General features: G+C 61.2%; 19 protein-coding genes and 1 riboswitch. Of the genes, 8 read left to right on the top strand and 11 right to left on the bottom strand.

Features of this window, described 5'->3' with window-relative positions:
- Positions 1-121: 121 nt before the first annotated feature.
- From CAL20_RS25010 to metF, 5 genes are all read left to right on the top strand, one after another.
- The gene (locus CAL20_RS25010; protein WP_094824182.1) at positions 122-1045 is read left to right on the top strand and encodes a LysR family transcriptional regulator; all 924 of its coding nucleotides are present in this window, start codon (positions 122-124) and stop codon (positions 1043-1045) included.
- A gap of 94 nt (positions 1046-1139) precedes the next feature.
- Positions 1140-2210, top strand: coding sequence for a glycosyltransferase family 4 protein (locus CAL20_RS25005; protein WP_094824183.1), 1071 nt, complete (start codon positions 1140-1142; stop codon positions 2208-2210).
- A gap of 63 nt (positions 2211-2273) precedes the next feature.
- Positions 2274-2396: riboswitch (S-adenosyl-L-homocysteine riboswitch) on the top strand.
- 97 nt (positions 2397-2493) lie between these two features.
- Positions 2494-3897 carry an adenosylhomocysteinase gene (gene ahcY, locus CAL20_RS25000; protein ID WP_094824184.1) on the top strand — a complete coding sequence of 468 codons (1404 nt, stop codon included), beginning with the start codon at positions 2494-2496 and terminating at the stop codon, positions 3895-3897.
- Positions 3898-4061: 164 nt separating this feature from the next.
- Complete coding sequence (locus CAL20_RS24995) at positions 4062-4397, top strand: phage holin family protein (protein WP_094824185.1); 336 nt, start codon at positions 4062-4064, stop codon at positions 4395-4397.
- 27 nt (positions 4398-4424) lie between these two features.
- Positions 4425-5279 (top strand): methylenetetrahydrofolate reductase [NAD(P)H], encoded by an 855-nt coding sequence (gene metF, locus CAL20_RS24990; protein ID WP_094839343.1) that lies wholly within the window; start codon positions 4425-4427, stop codon positions 5277-5279.
- A 371-nt stretch (positions 5280-5650) separates the two neighbouring features.
- On the opposite strand, the gene CAL20_RS24985 is transcribed toward metF, so the two are convergent.
- From CAL20_RS24985 to CAL20_RS24965, 5 genes are all read right to left on the bottom strand, one after another.
- Positions 5651-6514 (bottom strand): proteasome-type protease, encoded by an 864-nt coding sequence (locus tag CAL20_RS24985; protein ID WP_094824187.1) that lies wholly within the window; start codon positions 6512-6514, stop codon positions 5651-5653.
- Positions 6515-6561: 47 nt separating this feature from the next.
- Complete coding sequence (locus tag CAL20_RS24980) at positions 6562-7371, bottom strand: transglutaminase family protein (RefSeq protein WP_094824188.1); 810 nt, start codon at positions 7369-7371, stop codon at positions 6562-6564.
- Positions 7372-7388: 17 nt separating this feature from the next.
- Positions 7389-8330, bottom strand: coding sequence for an alpha-E domain-containing protein (locus tag CAL20_RS24975; protein ID WP_094824189.1), 942 nt, complete (start codon positions 8328-8330; stop codon positions 7389-7391).
- Between the two features lie 2 nt (positions 8331-8332).
- Positions 8333-9766, bottom strand: coding sequence for a circularly permuted type 2 ATP-grasp protein (locus tag CAL20_RS24970; RefSeq protein WP_373558322.1), 1434 nt, complete (start codon positions 9764-9766; stop codon positions 8333-8335).
- A gap of 234 nt (positions 9767-10000) precedes the next feature.
- Entirely contained in the window at positions 10001-10681 is a 681-nt protein-coding gene (locus CAL20_RS24965; protein WP_094839342.1) for a 5-formyltetrahydrofolate cyclo-ligase, read from the bottom strand.
- Between the two features lie 11 nt (positions 10682-10692).
- Between CAL20_RS24965 and CAL20_RS24960 the strand changes: the two genes are divergently transcribed.
- On the top strand, positions 10693-12819 hold the full coding sequence (locus tag CAL20_RS24960; protein WP_094839341.1) for a lytic transglycosylase domain-containing protein: 2127 nt from the start codon (positions 10693-10695) through the stop codon (positions 12817-12819).
- Positions 12820-12842: 23 nt separating this feature from the next.
- Positions 12843-13961 carry a CCA tRNA nucleotidyltransferase gene (locus CAL20_RS24955; protein WP_094824293.1) on the top strand — a complete coding sequence of 373 codons (1119 nt, stop codon included), beginning with the start codon at positions 12843-12845 and terminating at the stop codon, positions 13959-13961.
- A gap of 112 nt (positions 13962-14073) precedes the next feature.
- Here the strand turns inward: CAL20_RS24955 and CAL20_RS24950 are convergent, their stop codons facing one another.
- The 3 genes from CAL20_RS24950 to CAL20_RS24940 form a co-directional block, all read right to left on the bottom strand.
- The gene (locus CAL20_RS24950) at positions 14074-15270 is read right to left on the bottom strand and encodes a class I SAM-dependent methyltransferase (protein WP_094839340.1); all 1197 of its coding nucleotides are present in this window, start codon (positions 15268-15270) and stop codon (positions 14074-14076) included.
- 266 nt (positions 15271-15536) lie between these two features.
- On the bottom strand, positions 15537-17387 hold the full coding sequence (locus CAL20_RS24945; RefSeq protein WP_176456639.1) for a DEAD/DEAH box helicase: 1851 nt from the start codon (positions 17385-17387) through the stop codon (positions 15537-15539).
- A gap of 274 nt (positions 17388-17661) precedes the next feature.
- Positions 17662-18426, bottom strand: a complete 765-nt coding sequence (locus CAL20_RS24940; protein ID WP_094839393.1) for a uracil-DNA glycosylase — start codon at positions 18424-18426, stop codon at positions 17662-17664.
- Positions 18427-18711: 285 nt separating this feature from the next.
- On the opposite strand from CAL20_RS24940, the gene CAL20_RS24935 reads away from it, so the two are divergent.
- Positions 18712-19233 carry a hypothetical protein gene (locus tag CAL20_RS24935; protein ID WP_094824193.1) on the top strand — a complete coding sequence of 174 codons (522 nt, stop codon included), beginning with the start codon at positions 18712-18714 and terminating at the stop codon, positions 19231-19233.
- Between the two features lie 147 nt (positions 19234-19380).
- On the opposite strand, the gene CAL20_RS24930 is transcribed toward CAL20_RS24935, so the two are convergent.
- The 3 genes from CAL20_RS24930 to CAL20_RS24920 all read right to left on the bottom strand — a co-directional run bounded on the left by CAL20_RS24930 (position 19381) and on the right by CAL20_RS24920 (position 21470).
- A complete protein-coding gene (locus CAL20_RS24930; protein WP_094839339.1) occupies positions 19381-20397 on the bottom strand; it encodes an amino acid ABC transporter substrate-binding protein in 1017 nt (338 codons plus the stop codon).
- Positions 20398-20559: 162 nt separating this feature from the next.
- Complete coding sequence (locus CAL20_RS24925; RefSeq protein ID WP_094839338.1) at positions 20560-21024, bottom strand: HIT family protein; 465 nt, start codon at positions 21022-21024, stop codon at positions 20560-20562.
- On the bottom strand, positions 21021-21470 hold the full coding sequence (locus CAL20_RS24920) for a GNAT family N-acetyltransferase (RefSeq protein WP_094839337.1): 450 nt from the start codon (positions 21468-21470) through the stop codon (positions 21021-21023). Before CAL20_RS24920 ends, CAL20_RS24925 begins: the two co-directional genes overlap by 4 nt.
- Positions 21471-21488: the final 18 nt, after the last annotated feature.

Below are 21488 nucleotides of genomic sequence, written 5' to 3'. Positions count from 1 at the left end.
ATCTGGCACGGCTGTGGTTTGATGTTGTACAGCCAGTGTATAGGCCAAGTTTGTTCTTATAATTAATTAATAAATAAACCGTTATTTAAAATAATTTAATAATCGACAGGCCGAGACGCCTATGAATGCCATCTCTGATTTGGCGTTTTTTTCACTGCTGGTGAAACACGGCAATTTGTCGGCAGCGGCACGCGAGCTCGGCTTGACACCGCCAGCCGTAAGCACTCGGCTGGCCAATCTGGAACGCCGCCTGGGCGTACGGTTGCTCAACCGTACCACCAGACGGATTACCGTCACGCATGAGGGCGAGCGCTATCTGGCCGAAGGCAACCGCATCCTGGCTGACCTGGAAGCACTGGAACGCAGCATCGCCAGCGGCCAGGCCCAGCCCCGCGGGCTGCTCAGATTGAATGCCACCTTTGGGTTCGGGCGCGCCCACATCGTGCCGGCGGTGTCTGATTTCTCGCGCGCGTTTCCCGAGGTCGAGGTCCAGATGCGTTTGACGGATCGCCCCGTCAACCTGTTGGACGAAGGCTTTGATGTGGCCGTGCGTTTTGGCGACATTCCCGATGCCCGGCTCACGGCGCGCAAGATTGCGTCCAACCGGAGGCTGCTCTGTGCGTCGCCCCGCTATCTGCAGACAGCGGGCGAACCGCGTGCGCCAGGCGATCTGTCGCGTCACCGTTGCATCGTGGTACGTGAAAATGATGTGGCCTATGGTACGTGGCACCTGCGCAGCGGACAGCGTGTGGAGACCGTCAAAGTGCGCGGTCCGCTGAGCTCGAACGACGGCGAGAGCGCGCTGCAATGGGCGTTGGACGGCCACGGCATCGTCATGCGATCCGAATGGGAAACCGCGGCGTATCTGCGTTCGGGGCGATTGCGGCAGGTGTTGTCTGACTGGCATACGCCGCCGGCCGACATCCATGCCTTGTATCCGGAACAGCTGAATCTGCCCGCCAAGACCGTCGCGTTCGTGGATTTTCTGGTCCAGCGGTTCGCCGGCCATGTACGGCCGCCGGGCAGCGACCGGGACGTGTGGTAAATCCTCGTCTTGCAGCCGTCATATTTCTGTCTTTGACGTGTCACATTAGGCAGGCTAAATCGCGAGATCGATGACTTTCGCGCCGGGGATACCTATGCGTATCGTTTTGGTTACTGATGCCTGGCCTCCCCAGGTCAATGGTGTGGTCCGTACCTGGACCACCATGCAGCGCCTGCTGACGCAATGGGGACACGAATTGATCGTGGTCAATCCCAATGGCGCCCCGTCGGTGCCCGCGCCGTCCGAGCCGGAGCTGCGCCTATGTCTGACGCCGGGCCGCCAATTGCGGCGCATCCTGGGCGATACCGTGCCTGATGCCTTGCACATCGCTACCGAGGGGCCGCTGGGCCTGGCGGCAAGGCGCATGGCCTTGCGCAAAGGGTGGCGGTTCACTACGTCGTTTCACACGCTGTTTCCAGATTATCTGCAGGCACGGATGGGCATTCCCGCATCGCTGCCCTGGCGATTCATGCGCTGGTTTCACCGACCGTCGGCTTGTGTACTGGTGCCGACGCCGACCGTACGCGACATCGTGGCGGCTCGTGGGTTGGCAAACCTGCGCGTGTGGTCCCGCGGAGTGGATGCTGCGCACTTTCGTCCAGGCAAGCGAGATGCGTTCGAGGATCTGCCGCGGCCGATTTTCCTGAACGTGGGCCGTGTTGCTCGTGAAAAGAATCTGGATGCGTTCCTGTCGCTGGATCTGCCAGGCAGCAAGGTGGTGGTCGGCACGGGACCCGATGAGGCTCGGCTGCGCAAAGCCTATCCCAACGTCCGCTTCCTGGGCATGCAGCCGGATGCAAAACTGCCGGCTTATTATTCGTCGGCCGATGTTTTCGTATTCCCCAGCCTGACAGACACGTTCGGCCTGGTAATGCTGGAATCCATGGCCTGCGGTACCCCCGTGGCCGCGTTTCATACCGAAGCGCCGCTCGCGGTGATCGATGCCGGGGCCACGGGGTTCGTGAATGACGATCTGGCAATGGCGTGCCGTCAGGCGCTGGAACTCGACCGTACGGGTGTACGCGAGGGCGCATTGAAGCGTACTTGGGAAAAGATTGCGCAGGATCTGCTGCAGGCATTGGTGCCTTTGACGCCGGCGGGCGAGGCTGCCTGGCCCATCTCGGCAAATTCGGCGGCAACGAACTCACTGACCCCGCAGGTATAAGGCGCTTTCCCGTTTTGGCGCCGTTTGGTTGCATCCCTCGTTGCACCCGGTACAATTCACCTCAGTCCTGAGGAGCGCTGCGACGATCCCCGGTTTGTCCCTGTCGGGGCGGCCAGGCGGGTTGCCAGGCTCAGGAATCTCACCAGACGTCGCCCAGGCGGCGTCCAGCAACGGCGCTCACCTTTGTCGCAGCAGGCAAAGGCGGGCGCCTTTTTCATGATTGGGTGTTCCGTACGGTTGCCTGCGACAAGCACTGCCGTTGATATCTAGGAGCACTCACCACATGACTACCACCCCCGATTACCTCGTTGCCGATATTTCGCTGGCCGGCTGGGGCCGCCGCGAACTGGCGATCGCCGAAACTGAAATGCCCGGCCTGATGGCCATTCGCGAAGAATTCGCCGCCAGCCAGCCGCTCAAGGGCGCGCGTATCGCCGGCAGCCTGCACATGACCATTCAGACCGGTGTGCTGATCGAAACGCTGGTGGCGCTGGGCGCCGAAGTCCGCTGGGCATCGTGCAACATTTTCTCGACCCAGGATCACGCAGCCGCCGCGATCGCCGCGACCGGTACGCCGGTGTTCGCCGTCAAGGGCGAGACGCTCGAAGAATACTGGCAATACACGCACCGCATTTTCGAATGGCCCGAAGGCCGTCATGCCAACATGATCCTGGACGACGGCGGCGATGCCACGCTGCTGTTGCACCTGGGAGCACGTGCTGAAAAAGACATCTCGGTGCTGGCCAAGCCGGGCAGCGAAGAAGAGCGTGTGTTGTTCGCCTCCATCAAGGCAACGCTGGAACGCGATCCCAAGTGGTATTCCACCCGCCTGGCCGAGATCAAGGGCGTGACCGAAGAAACCACCACCGGTGTGCATCGTCTGTACCAGATGTCGCAAAAAGGCGAGTTGGCATTTGCCGCCATCAACGTCAACGACTCGGTCACCAAGTCCAAATTCGACAACCTGTATGGCTGCCGTGAATCGCTGGTCGACGGGATCAAGCGCGCAACCGATGTGATGGTCGCTGGCAAGATCGCCGTGGTGGCGGGTTATGGCGATGTGGGCAAAGGCTGCGCGCAGGCCTTGGCCGCCTTGCGCGCCCAAGTCTGGGTGACCGAGGTTGATCCTATCTGCGCTCTGCAGGCCGCGATGGAAGGTTTCAAGGTCGTCACCATGGAAGAAGCCGCTCCGCTGGCAGACATCTTCGTGACCGCCACGGGCAACTATCACGTCATCACGCGCGCGCACATGGATGCCATGAAAGACCAGGCCATCCTGTGCAACATCGGTCACTTCGACAACGAAATCGATGTCGCCTCGGTGGAAAACCTGCAATGGGAAGAAATCAAGCCGCAGGTCGATCACATCGTGTTCCCGGACGGCAAGCGCATCATCCTGCTGGCCAAGGGGCGTCTGGTGAACCTGGGCTGCGCCACGGGCCATCCCTCATTCGTGATGTCTTCCTCGTTTGCGAACCAGACCATCGCACAGATCGAATTGTTCACGCGTAACGAGGCCTACGAGCGCGGCCAAGTGTACGTGTTGCCCAAACAACTGGACGAGAAAGTCGCTCGCCTGCACCTGAAGAAACTGGGCGTGAAGCTGACGACGTTGCGTCAGGATCAAGCCGATTACATTAATGTGCCGGTCGAGGGCCCCTTCAAGCCCGACCACTATCGCTATTGATCCTGTAGCACAATAGGTGGATGCTTAAGGCCTGTGCATAGACCGCAGGGCGCTGCCCCACAGGGCGGCGCCGCTGCAATGGGTTATGCCAGGCTTGCTGTATCGCTGCGCCCCGGGCGCAGCGCATTTCGCCTGACTGTGGGCGCTTTACCGGAGAGAGCACGATGACTTTGATCTTAGTTTGGCTATTGAACGCGGTGGCTCTGTTGATTGTGGCCTATCTGTTGCCAGGCATCACAGTGGCCAGTTTCGGCTCGGCGCTCGTTGCCGCGCTGGTGTTGGGTTTGCTGAACATGCTGGTCAAACCCGTGTTGGTGCTATTGACGTTGCCGATCACGATCGTCACGTTGGGCTTGTTTCTGCTGGTGCTCAATGCCCTGTTGTTCTGGCTGGCTGGCTCGATTTTGCGAGGCTTTCAGGTCAATGGGTTCTGGTGGGCCGTTGGGGGCGCGATTTTGTACAGCATCATTTCCGGCCTGCTTTCGCGGCTGATTCCCTGATTCCGATTTCCCCTCTTTGATTCTCTAATGACCGGACCTTCCACTGCGGCCCTGAGCCTGGAGTTTTTCCCCCCGCGCGATATCGCCGCCCAAGAGCGGCTGGTACGCGCGGCCAAGCAATTGTTGGCGATTCAGCCTCGCTACGTCAGCGTGACGTTTGGGGCGGGCGGATCCACGCGCGCCGGCACGGCCGATACCGTACGCATGTTGCAGAACCTGGGGTGCGATGCCGCGCCGCATTTGTCCTGCATTGGTGCGACGCGTGATGACCTGAGAGGGATCCTGTCGGCCTATCGCGAGCAAGGCGTGCGGCGGCTGGTGGCATTGCGGGGGGATTTGCCTTCGGGCATGGGCGGCGATGCCGGCGAATTGCGTTATGCAGCTGATCTGGTCGCCTTTATCCGTGCAGAAACAGGCGATGCGTTTCACATCGAAGTCGCTGCATATCCGGAAATGCATCCGCAGGCGGCGAGTCCGCAGGCAGACTTGAATCATTTCGTGGCCAAGGTGAACGCCGGCGCGGATGCGGCGATCACGCAGTATTTCTTCAATTCCGACGCGTATTTTGACTTTGTCGATCGTGCCCAGGCCAAAGGCGTCACGATTCCTATCGTGCCCGGGATCATGCCGATTACCAACCATACGCAACTGGTGCGTTTTTCGGAAATGTGCGGTGCCGAAATTCCGCGCTGGATACGGTTACGGTTGGCCGAGTTTGGGGACGACAAGGCTTCAATCCGGGCGTTTGGCGTAGACGTAGTGGGTGCGTTGTGCCAGACCTTGTTGGATAACGGCGCGCCTGGCTTGCATTTCTATACGTTGAATCAAGCTGAAGCGGCGTTGGGGATTTGGCGGGAGCTGGATCTGACCGGGGCGCGATAGATTGCGTGTTTGCTCGCATTATCTTGCAGGCCATGTCCCACGCAGCTTGTGGCCTACACCGTTCATGCATGCCACTGTTGTGAGTCCCGGCTGGCGGCCCAGTCTGTGCTGGCCCGTAGAGCCCGCCGAACCTGCCTTGCCAGGCGGGGGGCAGTCGGCTGGGCATGTTTGAGTGGAGCGCAGCGGAGCGAGTTTGCCCAGCCGCCCCGCCTGGCAAGGCAGGTGAAGGGGAGTCTGGCCGCGCAGGCGGCCGGACCGGGCGATAGGGCCAGCACAGACTGGGCCGCCAGCCGGGACGGCTTAATAGAGATACTGCATCAACACAGGCGATGCAACGACGACACTCAACATCACGTCAACCAATCCCGCATTCAAGAAGCTTGCGACTTCCCCGGATCCTGCGCGACCACCTGCAACGGCGCCGGGCTATTCGGCGTCACCCCGTTCGGCGTCAACCGATGCGGCTGATGCAGCCGACCAGCCGCTGCCAATGACCCCGAGGCCCCCGCGTCCGTCCAAGTCGGATCGTCGATCTCGGTGAACACCTGCCGCAGCCGTTCCCCCCAGGTCTTGCGTATCATCCGAAAGTATTCGTTGTCTTCGTCGATATGCGTGAAATGCGTCACACGAAGCGTATCCGCCTCATAGACCAGCAGATCCAGCGGCAAGCCGACAGAGATGTTTGATCTCAAGGTCGAATCCATAGAGATCAGCGCGCATTTCGCCGCCTCGTCCAGCGGCGTATCAGGACGCAAGACGCGGTCCAGGATCGGCTTGCCGTATTTGGCCTCACCGATCTGCACGTACGGACAGTCCGCGCTGGCCTCGATGAAATTGCCGGCGGAATACACCTGAAACAGCCGGCCGCGCTCGGCGCCAATCTGGCCGCCAAAAATCAAATTGATATTGAAATCGACCCCATGCTCGCTCAAGGCCTCGGCATCACGTTCGTGAACCCGGCGAACGGCTTCGCCAACGCGACGGGCTGCCTCGTACATATCGGGTGCAGACCATAGCGAATCCGTGCTATCGCTATCGAGCTGAGCCAACAGATTCACAACGGCTTGGCTGATGGCCAGATTGCCCGACGTGAGCAGCACCATGACACGGTCGCCCGGCTGTTCGAAAACGTTGAGCTTACGCGCAACGCTGATTTGGTCCACGCCCGCATTAGTGCGTGAATCGGAGAGGAAAACCAAGCCTGAATCCAGGCGGGCGGCAACACAGTAGGTCATGGTGAGTCGGTGAATAACAGCTAGCGTATTGTACTGCGTAGCCACTCCTACTGGGCCTGTTGGCGAGCCGCCTGGACCTGTACCGACACGGTCATTGATTCCTCTCCACCACCATGCCGGACACCTCGCACCGGCGAGGCTGAATCGTAGTCCCGCGCAATGGCCAGCCGGCAATGGCAATCCGAGGCGAACTGGCGATTAGTGATGTCCACACTGGTCCAGCCTATATCGTCCAGCCAGACATCGGCCCATGCATGGCTGGCAGCATGCTCCGCTTCGGTGTAAAGGTACCCGCTGACATAACGCGCTGGCACGCCTATGCCGCGTACGCAGGCGAGAAACAGATGGGCGTGGTCTTGGCAGACGCCGTGGCCCAGGGCCAGCACCTGATTGGCCGCCGTGGTGACGTCCGTCGTTCCCGGTTCGTACGCCACACGGTCGCATATGGCGCTGGCCAGTGCCAGAGCGTCATCAGGCGTACGCAGCCCATGAGGCAGCGTCGTGTGGACAAAATCCCGGATGGTGTCATCGCTTTGCGTCAACGAAGTGGGTACGCAGAAGGCATGCACAGGCAGGCGGTTGTCCTCGGGATGCAGCCGTCCATCACGCAATGGGTCGATTTCCACTTGGCCGGTGACGCACAGATCAATACTGTCATGAGCGCTGGGCAAGGTCAGCATGTGCGTGATATTGCCGTAGGCGTCGACCTGTTGTTCCAGAGAGCCGGGGGCGTCGATGCGCCAGCGCAATGCGCGCTGATGGTCGTCCATGCGTGGCGTCAGGCGCAATGTCTGGATGCTATAGCTGACCGGTGCCGTGTAGCGATATTGAGTGACATGTCGAATGAGATGTTTCATGAGGGCTCCGGGTGATGCTATGCCGCCAGCGGCACGAGGAAGTCTTGGCTGATACGGTTGCCCAAGTCGTTGATGCGCTCTAAAAAACGTTCCAGATAGCGGTGCAGGCTGCTATGCAAAATGTCTTCGATACGCCCGTAGCGCAGTTCCGCATACAACAGGCCCGCACGACGCTCGGTTTCGGCGGAGCGTTGGTTGGCGACGCGCGCCAGATCTTCCGTCAACGCTTGTACCGAGGCCAATAGCGAGCGCGGCATATCGGGACGCAGGATCAACAACTCCGCAACGCGATCAGGCGTGATGACATCGCGGTAGACCTTGCGATAGATCTCCAGGCCCGATACCGAACTCAGCAGCGATGCCCAACGATAGAACTCGCTGCTGCGTGCAGCGAGATCATCTTGCTCTTCGTGAAACTTCACATCCAACAGCCGCGCGGTGTTGTCGGCTCTCTCCAGATGCATCCCCAATCGCAGGAAATGCAGCGCTTCGTCATCCAGCATCGTGCCGATGGTGACACCACGCACCAGATGAGCGCGGAATTTCACCCATTCAAAAAATTCACCGGGATTGCGTTCAGGCAAATGGGTCTGCAAGTGTTTCTGCAGTTCCAGCCACGTCGTGTTGTACGTTTCCCAGACCTCGGTTGTCAGGCTGCCACGCACGGCGCGCGCATTTTCGCGGGCTGCACGCAGGCAGGAATAGATAGAAGATTGATTCGTCGGCTCGCGCACGAGGTAATGCAGCACGTCCAGCGGCGTGACCGCGGGATAGCGGGCATCGTAGTCACGTTGCAGTTCGGAAATCCGCAAGACGGCACGCCATAGACTGTCGCGGGCCTGAGCGTCCTGTGGCATGAGCGACATCTGCAGATTGACGTCCAGCATGCGGGCCGTGTTCTCGGCCCGTTCGATATAGCGGCACATCCAGAACAAATTGTCGGCAGTACGGCTCAGCATTGTCATTCTCCCAGTACCCAGGTGTCTTTGGTGCCGCCGCCTTGGCTGCTGTTGACGACCAGCGAGCCTTCAGTCAACGCGACGCGGCACAGGCCTCCCGGCACGGTGCGGATATCTTTGCCGCACAGTACATAGGGACGCAGATCGACATGGCGGGGAGCGACCCCAGACTGCACATAAGTCGGAATCGTCGACAGCGCCAAGGTGGGCTGAGCGATGTAGTTGCTGGGATGGCTGCGGACACGTTCTTTAAAGGCCTCTACTTGAGCGCGTGTCGAGGTGGGGCCGACCAGCATGCCGTAGCCGCCTGCGCCGTGCACTTCCTTTACGACCAGCTCGTGCATGTGGGCCAGGACATGCGACAGCTCATCGGGCCGCGAACAGCGCCACGTCGGGACGTTGGACAGAATGGGTTCTTCCTGGAGATAAAAACGGATCATGTCGGGCACGTACTGGTACGTGGATTTGTCATCGGCAATGCCTGTGCCGATGGCATTGGCCAACGTGACGCGCCCGGCGCGGTAGACCGACAGCAGTCCCGGCACGCCCAATGCCGAGTCCGCACGAAATGACAGGGGGTCCAGAAAATCATCGTCCACTCGACGGTAGATGACATCTACACGGCGCGGCCCTCGCGTAGTACGCATGTACACCGTGTTCTGGTCTACGAAGAGATCCTGACCCTCGACCAGTTCCACGCCCATTTGCTGTGCGAGGAAGGCGTGTTCAAAATAAGCCGAGTTGTACATCCCCGGCGTCAACACGACGACGGTGGGTGCGTCGTTGCTGCGCGGCGCGACCTCGCGCAGGTTGTCCAGGAGCAGATCGGGATAATGCGCGACGGGCTTGACCTTGAGGCTGCTGAACGCCTCGGGCATCAGCCGCATCGACATTTTGCGGTTTTCCAGCATGTATGACACGCCGGAAGGAACACGCAGATTGTCTTCCAGAACGTAGAACTCGCCAGCGCCGGCGCGCACGATATCAACGCCGGCAATGTGGCAATAGATGTCTTCGGCGACATCTACGTCCTGCATTTCCGGGCGGTACTGCGCATTCAGAAAGACCTGCTCGGCCGGCACGATCCCGGCGCGCACAATGTCATGACCGTGATAGATATCGCGGATGAACATGTTGAGAGCGCGTACTCGTTGTGTCAGGCCGGCCGACAGATGGGCCCATTCGTCGGCGGGAATGATGCGGGGAATGAGATCGAAAGGGATCAGCCGTTCGGTACCGGCCTCGTCACCGGCCACAGAAAACGTGATGCCGACGCGGCGGAAACTGAGATCGGCCTCGATCTGCCGCGCCGCCATGGCGTCGGTGGATTCCTGAGTCAGCCACTGTGAAAACCCCGCGTAGTGGGGGCGTACCAGGCCCTGGGCGTCGACCATTTCGTCGTAGGCCGCCGACGGGGCGGATTGTGCATGCAGCATGGGCTCCTCCGTATCCTGCGCGGGCCTGCCGCGTGATCCGGATGGAGCCTGCGGCCCGACAGGGGGCGCTGGGTGCGTGCGCCATATCAAACTGATAAGCAACCCTTGTGCCAGATCTGACCGGGCCTGATACGGCCCGCGCCTGTGCATTTCCCTTGTAGCAGAGGAGGCGCGCGAGGAGTGAGAGGGTTGCCCCTAGGGTAATTAATGCACCGTTGTGGTGCATGCACCAATTCAACGCAGCACAAACGATCCCACGACTCCCCCGGAGGGTGCACCTGGTCCCAGCAGTGGCGGCTCGGGCAGCCATCCATCGGGCGTCAGAACCGCGTCCAGACGTTCGTCGTGTGGGGCCGGCTGGTAGTCCTCATCCAGCAGGCCCTCGTTCCAGGCAATACCGATAGCGGTGAACTCGTGGCCGGCTTGCCGCAAGTCGGCCAGCGTCCGGTCGTAATAACCGCCGCCATAGCCCAGGCGGTCGGCCTGATCGGTATAGCCGAGCGTGGGGACCAGGATGACGTCGGGGCGCAGCGCCGGCCGATCGGCTGACGGTTCCTGGACATTAAAAGGGCCGCACTCCAGCGTATCGCCAGGTGTCCAGGCACGAAACTCCAGCGGGGCGTCCGTGTCGCGGATTGCCGGCAGGGCGATGGCGATGCCGGCGTCTGCCCATTGTTGCAGCAATGGACGTAGATCAGGCTCGCCCGCCAGAGGCCAGAAGGCCGCCACGGTTGCAGGCACCTTTGTTCCTTGCCTGGCCGATTGTTCCCGCACCGCATTGAGCCAGGTGAACAGCCGGCCGCGCATGAGCAGGCCGCCGCGGCTGCGTTGCGACTCGGGAATGTCATTACGGGCTTGCCGTAATCGCGCGCGTAGCGCGACTGCGTTATTCTGTGCGGTATTTTGAGTGTTCATTCGGATCGGCGATGCGGCAGTGGCTTGAATCAAGACGTTATCAGAAATCTGCGGTTCCCGAGCCCCGCCGGGCAGGGATGCCGGGCCGCGTCGATCGGCGCGCCAGCCGCTGGCTGCCGGCGCTGGCTTTGATTACCGTTGCGTGTTCGTCCGTGGATGCCCAACAAGGGCACGGCACGCCTGCGGCGCGCACTCAGCCAGCTCAGGCGAGCATTCACATCCCTGCAGTAAAGTTGGCCGGGCTGCCTCCAACGCCGCAGACATCGGCCTTTCAGGCGGTCCTGGCGGCGCGCGACGCCAACGACCGCAAGCAATGGTCGGTGCTCGGTATGACCGTTCCACAGGCGCGCGGCGATGTATTGGGCGACTATCCCCAGTTCTGGCTGTTGAACTATCAAGTGTGGAATGCGCCAAGCAGCGCTTTTCCCAAAGCCGAGGTGACGCGGTTTTTGCAGGAAAACAGCAATACCTATCTAGGCGAACGCCTGCGTGGCAACTGGATCTTGTCCGCGACGCGCCGTGGCGATTTTGAAACCGCTCGAGATTTGGGCGATATTCCGAATGCGGGTTCGCAAACGCAATGCGCCATACTTGAGGCCCGTCATATGACGGGGCAGCGCGCGACGGCAAAGCAGGCCTTGGCCGTGTTCCAGCCGGGGAAAGACTGCTGGAATCTATACGATCAGTTGGTTGCCGACGGTGTCCTGGGATGGGATGAAATCCAACCGCAATTGCGGGAGGCCATCGAGAGCAACCGCACAGGCGACGCCCGCAAGTTCGCCGCCTATATCTTCGAGCCCAAGGATCAGAAAGCCTACGATGCGCTGATGAAAAGCCCGATGAAGTGGCTGACCCGGCAAGATCATCAGCGAATAGGGCGTAATGAAAAAGAACTGACCGCCATTGCGCTGGCGCGTCTTGCGCGGCAGGACATCGACGTCGCCGACAGCTACTTGCGTCGCGAATGGGCCAACAACCTGTCCAAATCCGATTTGGCCTGGGTCCGCAGCCAATATGCCTTGATCCTGGCATTGAATCTCGATAGCCGTGCCGATAGCTGGTATCGCGAAGCCGGCAATACCGTTGCGCTGACTGAATACAACGGGGCGTGGCGGGTGCGTTCGGCGCTGCGTCAGCCGAAAATCGATTGGCGCTGGGTAGAAGAGTCAATCGAGCATATGCCCAAGACACAACAAGAAGAACCTGTCTGGGTCTATTGGAAAGCGCGTGCCGATGCCGCGCGCGGCCGTCATGAGCAGGCCAAACGCGGTTACGCCAGCATCGCTGATCAATACCATTTTTATGGGCAACTGGCGTCCGAGGAGCTGGGGCGCAGCATCACAGTTCCTGCTCGGCCGGCCCCTGTGACCGACGCGGAAATGAATGAGGCCCGCGCCAATGCCAGCCTGCGCCGCGCGGTGCATCTATTCCGCTTGGGGTGGCGCTCGGAGGCTGTGGGCGAGTGGAATTTCGCCCTGCGGGGGATGTCGGATCGGCAGTTGTTGGCCGCTGCAGAGCTGGCACGCGCCGAAGACATCTACGATCGGGTGGTCAACACCTCCGAACGCACGCAAAACGAAGTCGACTTTACGCAACGCTACATCGCGCCTTTTGAGGGCCGTGTGACGGCGCAAGCGAATGCGATTGCCTTGGACCCTGCCTGGGTCTATGGCCTGATCCGTCAGGAATCGCGCTTTGTCATGAATGCGCGCTCGCATGTCGGTGCATCGGGCTTGATGCAATTGATGCCCGCCACCGCCAAATGGGTGGCCCGCCAGATCGGCATGGCGGATTTCACGCCGTCCAGCGTCAATGATTTCGATACCAACACCAAGCTGGGCACCAACTACCTGAGCATCGTGCTCAATGGCCTGGATGGCTCACAGGTGCTTGCCAGCGCGGGCTACAACGCCGGTCCGGGGCGACCGAAAACCTGGCGCGCGACCTTATCGCATCCTGTAGAGGGCGCCATTTTTGCAGAGACGATTCCGTTCACGGAGACGCGTCTCTACGTCAAGCACGTGTTGTCCAACGCGACCTACTATGCTGCCCTGTTTTCTGGTCAACCGCAGTCGCTGAAAGCGCGTTTAGGGCGCATCGAGCCGACCAGCGCCGTACGTACCGCAGAGGTGCAGTGATGGTGTCGGCGAGCACGCCGGCCATGTCTGTGGCCGCCGCCGTTCAAGGGTTGGCCGCGGATCCTGTTGTGACAGGCTTGCAGGTGTATATCGTTGGCGGGGCCGTGCGCGATGCATTGCTGGGCCTGCCTGCCGGCGACCGCGATTGGGTGGTCGTCGGCGCAACACCGGAGGACATGGCGCGCCGCGGATTTACTCCCGTGGGCGGCGATTTTCCCGTGTTCCTGCACCCGCGCACCAAAGAGGAATACGCGTTGGCGCGCACTGAGCGCAAGTCGGGGCGCGGCTATAAGGGTTTCACCTTTTATACCGGCGCCGACGTGACCTTGGAACAAGATCTGCAACGCCGCGACCTGACGGTCAATGCGATTGCCTGCACGCCGGATGGACAACTGCATGATCCCTTGAATGGGGTGCACGATATTCAGGCCCGTGTGCTGCGGCATGTCGGCGACGCGTTTGCCGAGGACCCGGTGCGGATCTTGCGCCTGGGGCGTTTTGCCGCGCGCTTCGGCGATTTCACAGTGGCAGATGAGACCTTGGCTTTATGCCGCCGCATGGTCGCCGCCGGCGAGGCCGACGCGCTGGTCGCCGAACGTGTCTGGAAAGAACTCTCGCGCGGCCTGCAGGCGAAGACGCCGTCGCGCATGTTGCAGGTTCTGGCCCAGTCGGATGCGCTTGCGCGCGTCATGCCGGAACTGCAGCAGATCGACATCGTGGGCAGCGATCTGGATCGCGCATCGCAAGCCACCTTGGCGGTGGCAGGGCGTTATGCCTTGTTGTGCCGTCTCACCCCAGAACGTGATGCACTGAGCCGGCGACTACGTGTGCCCTCCGAGTGCGCAGATCAGGCGCGATTGCTACCGATGTTGCTCGACGGTTTCGACGCGGCAGACGCGGATGCGCAATTGCGTTTGATCGAGCAAACCGATGCGTTGCGCAAGCCCGAGCGATTCATCGCATTGCTGCAGACGGCTGCGATCGTGCATGACGGAGACGATGCGGTATGGCGATTGCGGCTGGACGCTGCCCGTGCCGTCGATGCAGGGGCCATTGCGCGGCAATGTGCTGCAGACCCGCAGCGTATCAAGAGCGCGGTTCGCGCTGCGCGCTTGCAGGCGCTGATCGATTTGCCTCACTAGCAGAACGTCCGGCGCCACGTTCAGTGTGATGAGGAATCGATCAGACTATCGACATCGAAATTGACGTGGCGTCGCCGAGCCACGTGGTGCCGTGCCGTTTGTTGCGCCGATATCAAAGCGCAGCCAATCGGTCCGCGCGCTTGAATCCTTGCAGGGGTGTTGTGATGCCGCGTCCTACTGCCAGCACTTTGAACAATTCCCCCATCTCCGATTCGCTCAGCAGTTTCTGTACGGGGGCGATCGCCTGCGCATAACCGCGTGCGTCGGCCGGGTCGTATTGCGCGAGCAGTTCCGTCAGTCCGGCGTTCATCAGAAACCGTGCCTGCGAGGTATAGCCCAGCACTTGCAGACCGGCCTCATGCGCTGCATCCGCCATCGCGGTGAAGTCGACGTGTGCCGTGATGTCCTGCACGCCAGGCGCGATCAACGGATCCGCGTGCGCGTGATGGTGCAGGTGGCACATCAGCGTGCCGCCCGCCCGCTGCGGGTGATAGTACTCATTGCGTGGAAAGCCATAGTCCACCAGCAATGCGGCGCCGTGCGTCAGCCAGCGGCCCATTGCGCGCATCCATGCTTCGGCTTGCAGATTGATCTCGGAGGTATATCCAGGCAGGCTCGGCATGCGAGCCGCGACCGCTTGGGCAAGTTCGAGGCTGGCGGGGCGGTCTTGCCAGATAAAGTCACCGTTGGCATCCAGGGCTACGCCACGTTCCAGTACGGTGGCCTCCGGGCTCCAGCAAAAGAGCGATACCGGCATGGCGTCGAGCACTTCGTTGGCCAACACACAGCCCGAAAAACTCTCTGGCAGTGCGTCCAGCCATTGGATCCGGTCACCGTACGATGCCAAGCGCGTCTGTTGGCGCGCACGCAGATCGGCGGATACCTCGATGATGCGATATTGCGCGGGCAGACCGAGGCGATCGAGTTCGCTCAAGACACTATCGGCAAGCGCGCCAGTCCCCGCACCGAATTCCAGCACCGTGCTGGTCTCTGTGTCGTTCAGTACTTGAGCGGCTTGCCGGGCCAGTGTGTGGCCAAACAGCGGCGTGAGCTCCGGGGCCGTCACAAAATCGCCTTGGGCGATGGGAATGCCGCGCGCGTCTGTGGCGGCGGTAGAGGCGAGCTTGATCGTTCCCGCTGTGTAATACCCCAGGCCCGGCGCATACAGTGCTTGCGCCATCCATTGATCGAACGGCAACCAGCCGCCGGACGCCTCGATGGTGCGTCGCAAATGCGCAGCAGTGCGTGAGCTGTGCTGTGCGCTGTCTGGGTCCAGCGCAGGAAGGGAAGAGGAAGCCGGGCGATGCATGAACGTGATCCGTTACTCCAAGAGCCCCCGGCATCCATGCCGAGGACGAAAGGGGCGCAGTGGCAAAACTGCGGGATTATTGGATTGTCCCATGTTGGGCGCATTCGCACGTCGCACGAGGCCCGAACGTGACACTGCCCGCCGCGCCGTCAGAAACGGCAGGGCGGGCAGTGTGGAGGCTATCGCGAAACGGCAGTCAATTCAGGGGCCGTTTTTTGATGGGCGCCAGCGAGGTCAGGGAAGCCGTCGCAGACGTCGTCGTGAACTTAGTCGCGACGTGCGCCGGCGGGCTTGCCAAAACGCTTGCCCGGGCCGCCGTCGCGCTGGGCGAACGGCTTGGACGAGGGACGAAAACCGCTGGGACGACGCTCTGCGCCGCGGAATTCGCCTTCGGCGCGGGCACGGGGGCGGAATTCACCACGGGCTTGAAACTCGCCGCGAGGTTTGAATTCACCGCGTTGGCCATCGCGTTGCGGACGGTCACCAAAACCTGCGGTCGGTTGGGCATCGCGTTCAGCACGCCAGTCGCCACGTTGCGGACGATCGCCGAACGAGCGGGCAGGACGGCCGCCTGCGGGACGCTCGTCACGGCCACGCCAGCCGCCTTCGCGCGGTTGAAATTCACCGCGCGGGCCGCCCGAACGGGCTTGGAAGTCGCCACGGGGCTTGAATTCACCGCGAGGCTGGAATTCGCCACGGGGTTTGAATTCACCACGGGGCTGGAATTCACCGCGGGGCTGGAAATCGCCACGCGGCTTGAACTCGCCACGCGGTTGGAATTCGCCACGGGCACCGCCGTCGCGGGATTTATGCTCGCCGCCGCGCCAGCCGCCTTCACGGGGACCTTCAGCACGGGCACCACCATGGCTGCCACGGCCTTCGCGGAACGGGCGATCGCCGCCACCGAAGCCGCCGGGGCGCTTGCCAAACGGTTTGCCGCCACGGCCAGCGCCGCCGCCAGTAAAGGGACGCGGCGTGCGCTTGGGTTCCAGACCGGCGATGGTTTCCGGCGTGATGGATTGGCCGATGTAGTGCTCGATGCGGCGGACCTTGTGGCGTTCGGAGTGCGTGGCCAGTGTGAATGCTTGACCATCCCGGCCGGCACGGCCGGTACGGCCGATACGGTGCACGTAGTCTTCGGCTTGCATCGGCAGATCGAAGTTGACGGCGTGGCTGATGCCTTGCACGTCAATGCCGCGCGCTGCGACGTCGGTCGCAACCAGAATACGCAATTGGCCGCGTTGCAACTGGGTCAGCGTGCGGGTGCGTTGGCGCTGGTTCATGTCACCGTGCAGCGCTGCAGCGGCAAAGCCCTGGTCGGCCAGGCGGTCTGCCAGATCGTCGGCGCCGCGTTTGGTGGCGGTAAAGACGATGGCTTGATCCAGCTTGGCATCGCGCAGGACGTGATCCAGCAATTGCATCTTGTGGCTGGCGTCGTCGGCGTACAGCAGGCTTTGCGTAATGTTGGTGTGCTTGTCTTTGTGGCCGGCGATTTCGATGCGTTGAGGTTCACGCATCATGGCCGCGGCCAGCTTGGCCACGGTGCCATCCAGCGTTGCCGAGAACAACAAGGTTTGGCGTTCCTGGGGCAAGCGGGCGACGATGGTTTCGATGTCCTCGATAAAGCCCATGTCCAACATGCGGTCGGCTTCGTCCAGCACCAGCGTGTGGACCGTGTTCAGCTTGACGCGACCGGCCTTCAGGTGATCGAGCAGACGGCCTGGCGTGGCAACCAGCACGTCGACGCGACGCGACAGGGCTTTCAATTGGGCGCCATAGGGCATGCCGCCCACCACAGTGGCGGTACGCAGGCCGGGCAGATTGCGGCCATAGGAGCCGGTGGCTTCGGTGACTTGCAGAGCCAGTTCACGGGTGGGCGTCAGGACCAGCACCTGCACGCCTACGCCCTTGTTGCCGGGCTGGCCAGCGATGCGGTTCAACGCAGGCAGCATAAAGGCAGCGGTCTTGCCGCTACCTGTTTGCGAGGACACCATCAGGTCATGGCCAGCGAGCGCTTGCGGAATCGCGGCGGCTTGAACAGGGGTGGGGGCGGAGAAACCGGCTTCTTGGAGGGCCGACAACAGAGTAGGAGCGAGACCCAGCGTTTCAAAAGACATTACTTGTCCTTGCCGCGTAAAGCGGCGCATGTGCCGGGATAGCCGAAATAAATAGCGGCGAGATCCGGGCGACGGTTGATGGAGCATCGGGCCGACCGGATCAACCGTGCGCACGGCGCGTTTTCTGAAACGCGAGGCGGAAGGAAAGGAGGTCAGGAATCGATGGTGTTCGGCATAAGGTCGGGCAACATTCCCCGACAAACTATGACTGCGAAAACCAATCGCGCAATTACACGCGTATGAAATGCCAGAACAATTTTGTGCAGTGCCGCGACTATAACCTGAATTCCCCTTGGAGTACAGCCCCCTGGTTTTTTTCGATTGCCCAGTCAATAGGGGGTTTTCCCTGGTCAACGAGCCAGGCGTTCACTTTGGCGAAATGTCCGCAGCCCAGAAAGGGAACAGGGGGGCGGCGCGCGGAAAGCGGTGAAGGGTGATTGGCCGTCAATACCAGGTGATTGCTGTTGCTTGGCAGCAACGATTGCTTGGCCTGCGCATGGGCGCCCCAGAGCAGAAAGGCCTTGGGGGCGGGGTCTCGGGCGACCAGGCTGATCAGGGCATCGGTCACGGTTTCCCAGCCGCGCTTGGCGTGCGATGCGGGTTGCCCGTCTTCGACGGTCAATGAGGTGTTCAACAGCAGGACCCCTTGGTCTACCCAGGGGGACAGATCATTGCCTCGGGGCAAGGAGGTGCCCGGGAAATCCTTGGCGATCTCGTTAAAGATATTGCGCAGGCTGGGAGGGCGTTTGCAGTCATCCGGCACAGAAAACGCCAGGCCTTGCGCTTGTCCGGGGCCGTGATAGGGGTCCTGACCCAGAATCACGACTCGAACGTCGGTCGGCGCCAGATGGTCCAGAGCGCGAAAAGGAGTAGCCGGGTACACCACCGCGCCGGCGGCCAGGCGTGCTTCGACGTGGTCGATGATCCCGGAAAGCGCCTGCGCGACGCCAGGAGCCTGAAGGGCGGCCTGCCAGGCTTTGGGTAGATGGCTGGCCTGCGCAGCCAGCGTGTTTTTGTGCAAGCGATTGTCATGTGCCATCGTGGAATTTTGGCACATGCCTGAATCCATCGCCCGCGGTTTGCAGGCGAACGTCCGTCGGGACATCAGAGCTGTAGGCCGAAATGAGGTCCGAGTCAGCATCTGGCATGGCCGTGTGCGCCGCAACGGAAACAGCTTGTAGTCATTTCCGCGTTTCCTCGCACTCCCGTGCGAGACAGGCCTCGCGCGCGGGAGTAAAGTAAAACACGCTATACCGCAGTATCGGCTCGGCGCTCGGAGACATGATTACATGTCGCGGCTGAGCTGTTTTTCAGGAAAGACAACATGAAGTCCCGATTTTGGCGTGCGGCGGCGTTGGCCGTGGCACTGGCGGCATGCAGCGGGCAGGTTTCTGCCCACGGCGGGTACCGCTATCACGGCGGTTATTACGGCGGCTCGGGGTGGTGGATAGGCGGGGCGCTTTTGGGCGCCGGCGTGGCATTGGCGTTGACCAGCGGCCCACGTTACGCATACAGCGGCGTGACCTATACCTCGCCTCCTGTGTATTACTCACCCGGACCGTATGTGGCGCCGCCTGTCACCTACGTGACGCCAGCGCCTGTGGTGACCTATTCAAGGCCGCGCGTGGCCGTGGCGTCATCCAGCCTCAACGTCGTCGCCTATCCAGCCCAGGGCCAAAGCGAAGCCCAGCAGCAACAGGACCGTCTGGACTGCGAAAACTGGGCGATGAACCAGAGTGGGCTGGATCCTGACTACATCACCGAATACACCACGAGTGCCTCGGCTGAGTCTTACACGCGGGCAATGGGAGCGTGTTTCAAGGGCAAGGGATACAGCATCAACTGATGCAGCGTTCGACAAAGTGCCCTCATTACCGGACTGAGGTGAGCAAGAGGCAGCGCATCGGCGAAGAAGTTGCCATGCGCAGATCAAAAACGGCTGCGGCCAGCTCCTTGCTGGAGGCTGGCCGCCGTCGCGATTTACCTATGCCTATCAGCGTATAGGCAGCGCGTACATCAATCCGCCCTGATTCCATTGGGCGTTCAACCCGCGCGCAATTTTCAGTGGGCTGCCCGCACCGACATTGCGATCAAAGCTTTCGCCGTAGTTACCGACCTGTTTGATGATGTGATACGCCCACTTGTCATCCAGGCCCATGTTGGCGCCGGCCCCCGGCGTCACACCGAGAATGCGTCGGACATTGGGATTCGTGCTTTTGGTTTGCTCGTCCACATTCGCCGAGGTAATGCCGTATTCCTCGGCCTCGATCATGGCCGACAATGACCAATGCACGATATTCAGCCAGCGATCGTCGCCTTGGCGCACAAAGGGGCCGAGCGGCTCTTTCGAGATGATTTCGGGCAAGACGAGATAATCATCCGGCTTCTGCAATTTGGAAATCCGGATCGAAGCCAAGCCCGAGGCGTCTGTGCTGAAGACATCGCAGCGGCCCGAGGCAAAGGCATTGACGACTTCGTCGAAGGTTTCGATGACGACGGGTTTGTATTCCACCTTGTGAGCACGTGCCCAGTCGGCCAAGGTGTTTTCGTTGGATGTGCCCGTTTGCAGGCAGATCGTTGCGCCGTTGAGCTCGGTCGCGCTTTTCACGCCCAGCGATTTGGGCACAAGAAAGCCTTGGCCGTCATAGAAATTGATGCCCGCATGGATCAGGCCCAGTGCCGTGTCACGCTGTTGCGTGACGGTCGTGTTGCGTGTCAACACATCGATTTCGCCCGATTGCAGCGCGGTGAAGCGTTGCTGCGAATTCAACGGCACAACTTTGAACTTGGTGGCGTCCCCAAAGACAGCGGCAGCGACGGCGCGGCACAGGTCCACGTCCAGGCCGCGCCAGACTCCCTTGGCGTCGGGCGCTGAAAAACCCGCAAAACCTGTGGTGGTGCCGCAGCGGACTTCCCCGCGTTTCTTGACGACGTCCAGTGTGGCGGCTTGTGCGCCAGCGAATGTGCCGAGCAGCAACGCGGCAGCGATTAGTCCTTTCGTGATCTTCATAGTTGCTTCCCCTCTACCCAAGCCGACGATCAAAGTGGCCCGACTGTGCGAATCCGGCAGCGTAACGCGCTTGTCCAAGCTTGCCAAATAACGGGATGGAATAAGGATTCTATGCGGTGGCGAGGTGGCACGAGTCTAAACGGGCACGGCCACCTCTGCTGCTCAGTGCCAGAGCAAGGCGTTCATGGCTTCGACCAGACGATCGCGATAACGCGACAGCAACTGCCGGGTTTGTGCCTGTTTCGCGTGCCAGTCCGCAGATTCCGTGCCCGGCGCCACGCGAGGCGCGGCCCAGATCGCGTCTGGGTAGTGCCGGTCTCCATGCCAGCGCGGTATGACGTGCCAATGCAGATGCGGCACCATGTTGCCTAGCGATGCCAGATTGATTTTGTCTGGCGCAAGGATGTCGCGCTGGACTTGTTCCACGGTATAGACAGCCCGCATCATCAAGTCGCGCCCGCGGGTGGACAGGCTGGTCATTTCCGGCAGATGGCCGTGCCAGATGACGCGCGTGAAGCCCGGGTAATCGGCATCGTCGACCTCGATGACACGCAGGTGAGTGCCGCGCCACAGTACGGTGCCGCCGTCTTCGCGGCAGAGAGGGCAGTTCGGATCGCGTGCGCTCACAGGGTTTTCCGGTATTGAATGAAGCCAGGTTGATCGGCCACGTGGTCGTAGAGCTGCCGCGCGGTGGTATTGGTTTCGTGAGTCAGCCAATAGACGCGAGCGGCTTTGGCAGCACGAGCCTGTGCGTAGACATGCTCGATCAGATGACGGCCATGGCCGCCGCCGCGTACGTCCGGGGCGACAAACAAATCCTGCAAATAACAATAATCGCCGGGCGTCCAGGTCGACCGATGAAATATCCAATGCACCAGCCCCACGGCCCGTCCATCGTGATAGGAAAGCGCGGCATGGACAGGCTCGGCGGGATCGAGCATTCGAGTCCAGGCCGTACGCGTGGCGGTCTCGGGGATATCGACCTGATAAAACGCTTGATAGCCTTTCCATAACGGCAGCCAAGCTTCGAAATCGGCATCGGAAACGGGGCGAATATCGGGAGATTGAGCCATGAGGGTGGTCACCAGAGA

The sequence above is a fragment of the Bordetella genomosp. 4 genome, assembly GCF_002261185.1.
In the GTDB taxonomy this organism is placed as follows: domain Bacteria; phylum Pseudomonadota; class Gammaproteobacteria; order Burkholderiales; family Burkholderiaceae_B; genus Bordetella_A.
The sequence above is the reverse complement of the archived record's forward strand: the minus strand, read 5'-3'. Positions and strand labels throughout refer to the sequence as shown.

Excerpts from the sequence above, each read along its gene's own strand:
- ahcY (WP_094824184.1), top strand. The coding sequence starts at position 2,494 with ATGACTACCACCCCCGATTACCTCGTTGCCGATATTTCGCTGGCCGGC.
- CAL20_RS24965 (WP_094839342.1), bottom strand. The coding sequence starts at position 10,681 with ATGAACACTCAAAATACCGCACAGAATAACGCAGTCGCGCTACGCGCG.
- CAL20_RS24920 (WP_094839337.1), bottom strand. The coding sequence starts at position 21,470 with ATGGCTCAATCTCCCGATATTCGCCCCGTTTCCGATGCCGATTTCGAA.
- CAL20_RS24950 (WP_094839340.1), bottom strand. The coding sequence starts at position 15,270 with ATGCATCGCCCGGCTTCCTCTTCCCTTCCTGCGCTGGACCCAGACAGC.
- CAL20_RS24970 (WP_373558322.1), bottom strand. The coding sequence starts at position 9,766 with ATGCTGCATGCACAATCCGCCCCGTCGGCGGCCTACGACGAAATGGTC.
- CAL20_RS24930 (WP_094839339.1), bottom strand. The coding sequence starts at position 20,397 with ATGAAGATCACGAAAGGACTAATCGCTGCCGCGTTGCTGCTCGGCACA.
- CAL20_RS25010 (WP_094824182.1), top strand. The coding sequence starts at position 122 with ATGAATGCCATCTCTGATTTGGCGTTTTTTTCACTGCTGGTGAAACAC.
- CAL20_RS24935 (WP_094824193.1), top strand. The coding sequence starts at position 18,712 with ATGAAGTCCCGATTTTGGCGTGCGGCGGCGTTGGCCGTGGCACTGGCG.
- CAL20_RS24955 (WP_094824293.1), top strand. The coding sequence starts at position 12,843 with ATGTCTGTGGCCGCCGCCGTTCAAGGGTTGGCCGCGGATCCTGTTGTG.
- CAL20_RS24945 (WP_176456639.1), bottom strand. The coding sequence starts at position 17,387 with ATGTCTTTTGAAACGCTGGGTCTCGCTCCTACTCTGTTGTCGGCCCTC.
- CAL20_RS25005 (WP_094824183.1), top strand. The coding sequence starts at position 1,140 with ATGCGTATCGTTTTGGTTACTGATGCCTGGCCTCCCCAGGTCAATGGT.
- CAL20_RS24980 (WP_094824188.1), bottom strand. The coding sequence starts at position 7,371 with ATGAAACATCTCATTCGACATGTCACTCAATATCGCTACACGGCACCG.
- CAL20_RS24995 (WP_094824185.1), top strand. The coding sequence starts at position 4,062 with ATGACTTTGATCTTAGTTTGGCTATTGAACGCGGTGGCTCTGTTGATT.
- CAL20_RS24975 (WP_094824189.1), bottom strand. The coding sequence starts at position 8,330 with ATGCTGAGCCGTACTGCCGACAATTTGTTCTGGATGTGCCGCTATATC.
- metF (WP_094839343.1), top strand. The coding sequence starts at position 4,425 with ATGACCGGACCTTCCACTGCGGCCCTGAGCCTGGAGTTTTTCCCCCCG.
- CAL20_RS24985 (WP_094824187.1), bottom strand. The coding sequence starts at position 6,514 with ATGACCTACTGTGTTGCCGCCCGCCTGGATTCAGGCTTGGTTTTCCTC.
- CAL20_RS24960 (WP_094839341.1), top strand. The coding sequence starts at position 10,693 with ATGCGGCAGTGGCTTGAATCAAGACGTTATCAGAAATCTGCGGTTCCC.
- CAL20_RS24940 (WP_094839393.1), bottom strand. The coding sequence starts at position 18,426 with ATGGCACATGACAATCGCTTGCACAAAAACACGCTGGCTGCGCAGGCC.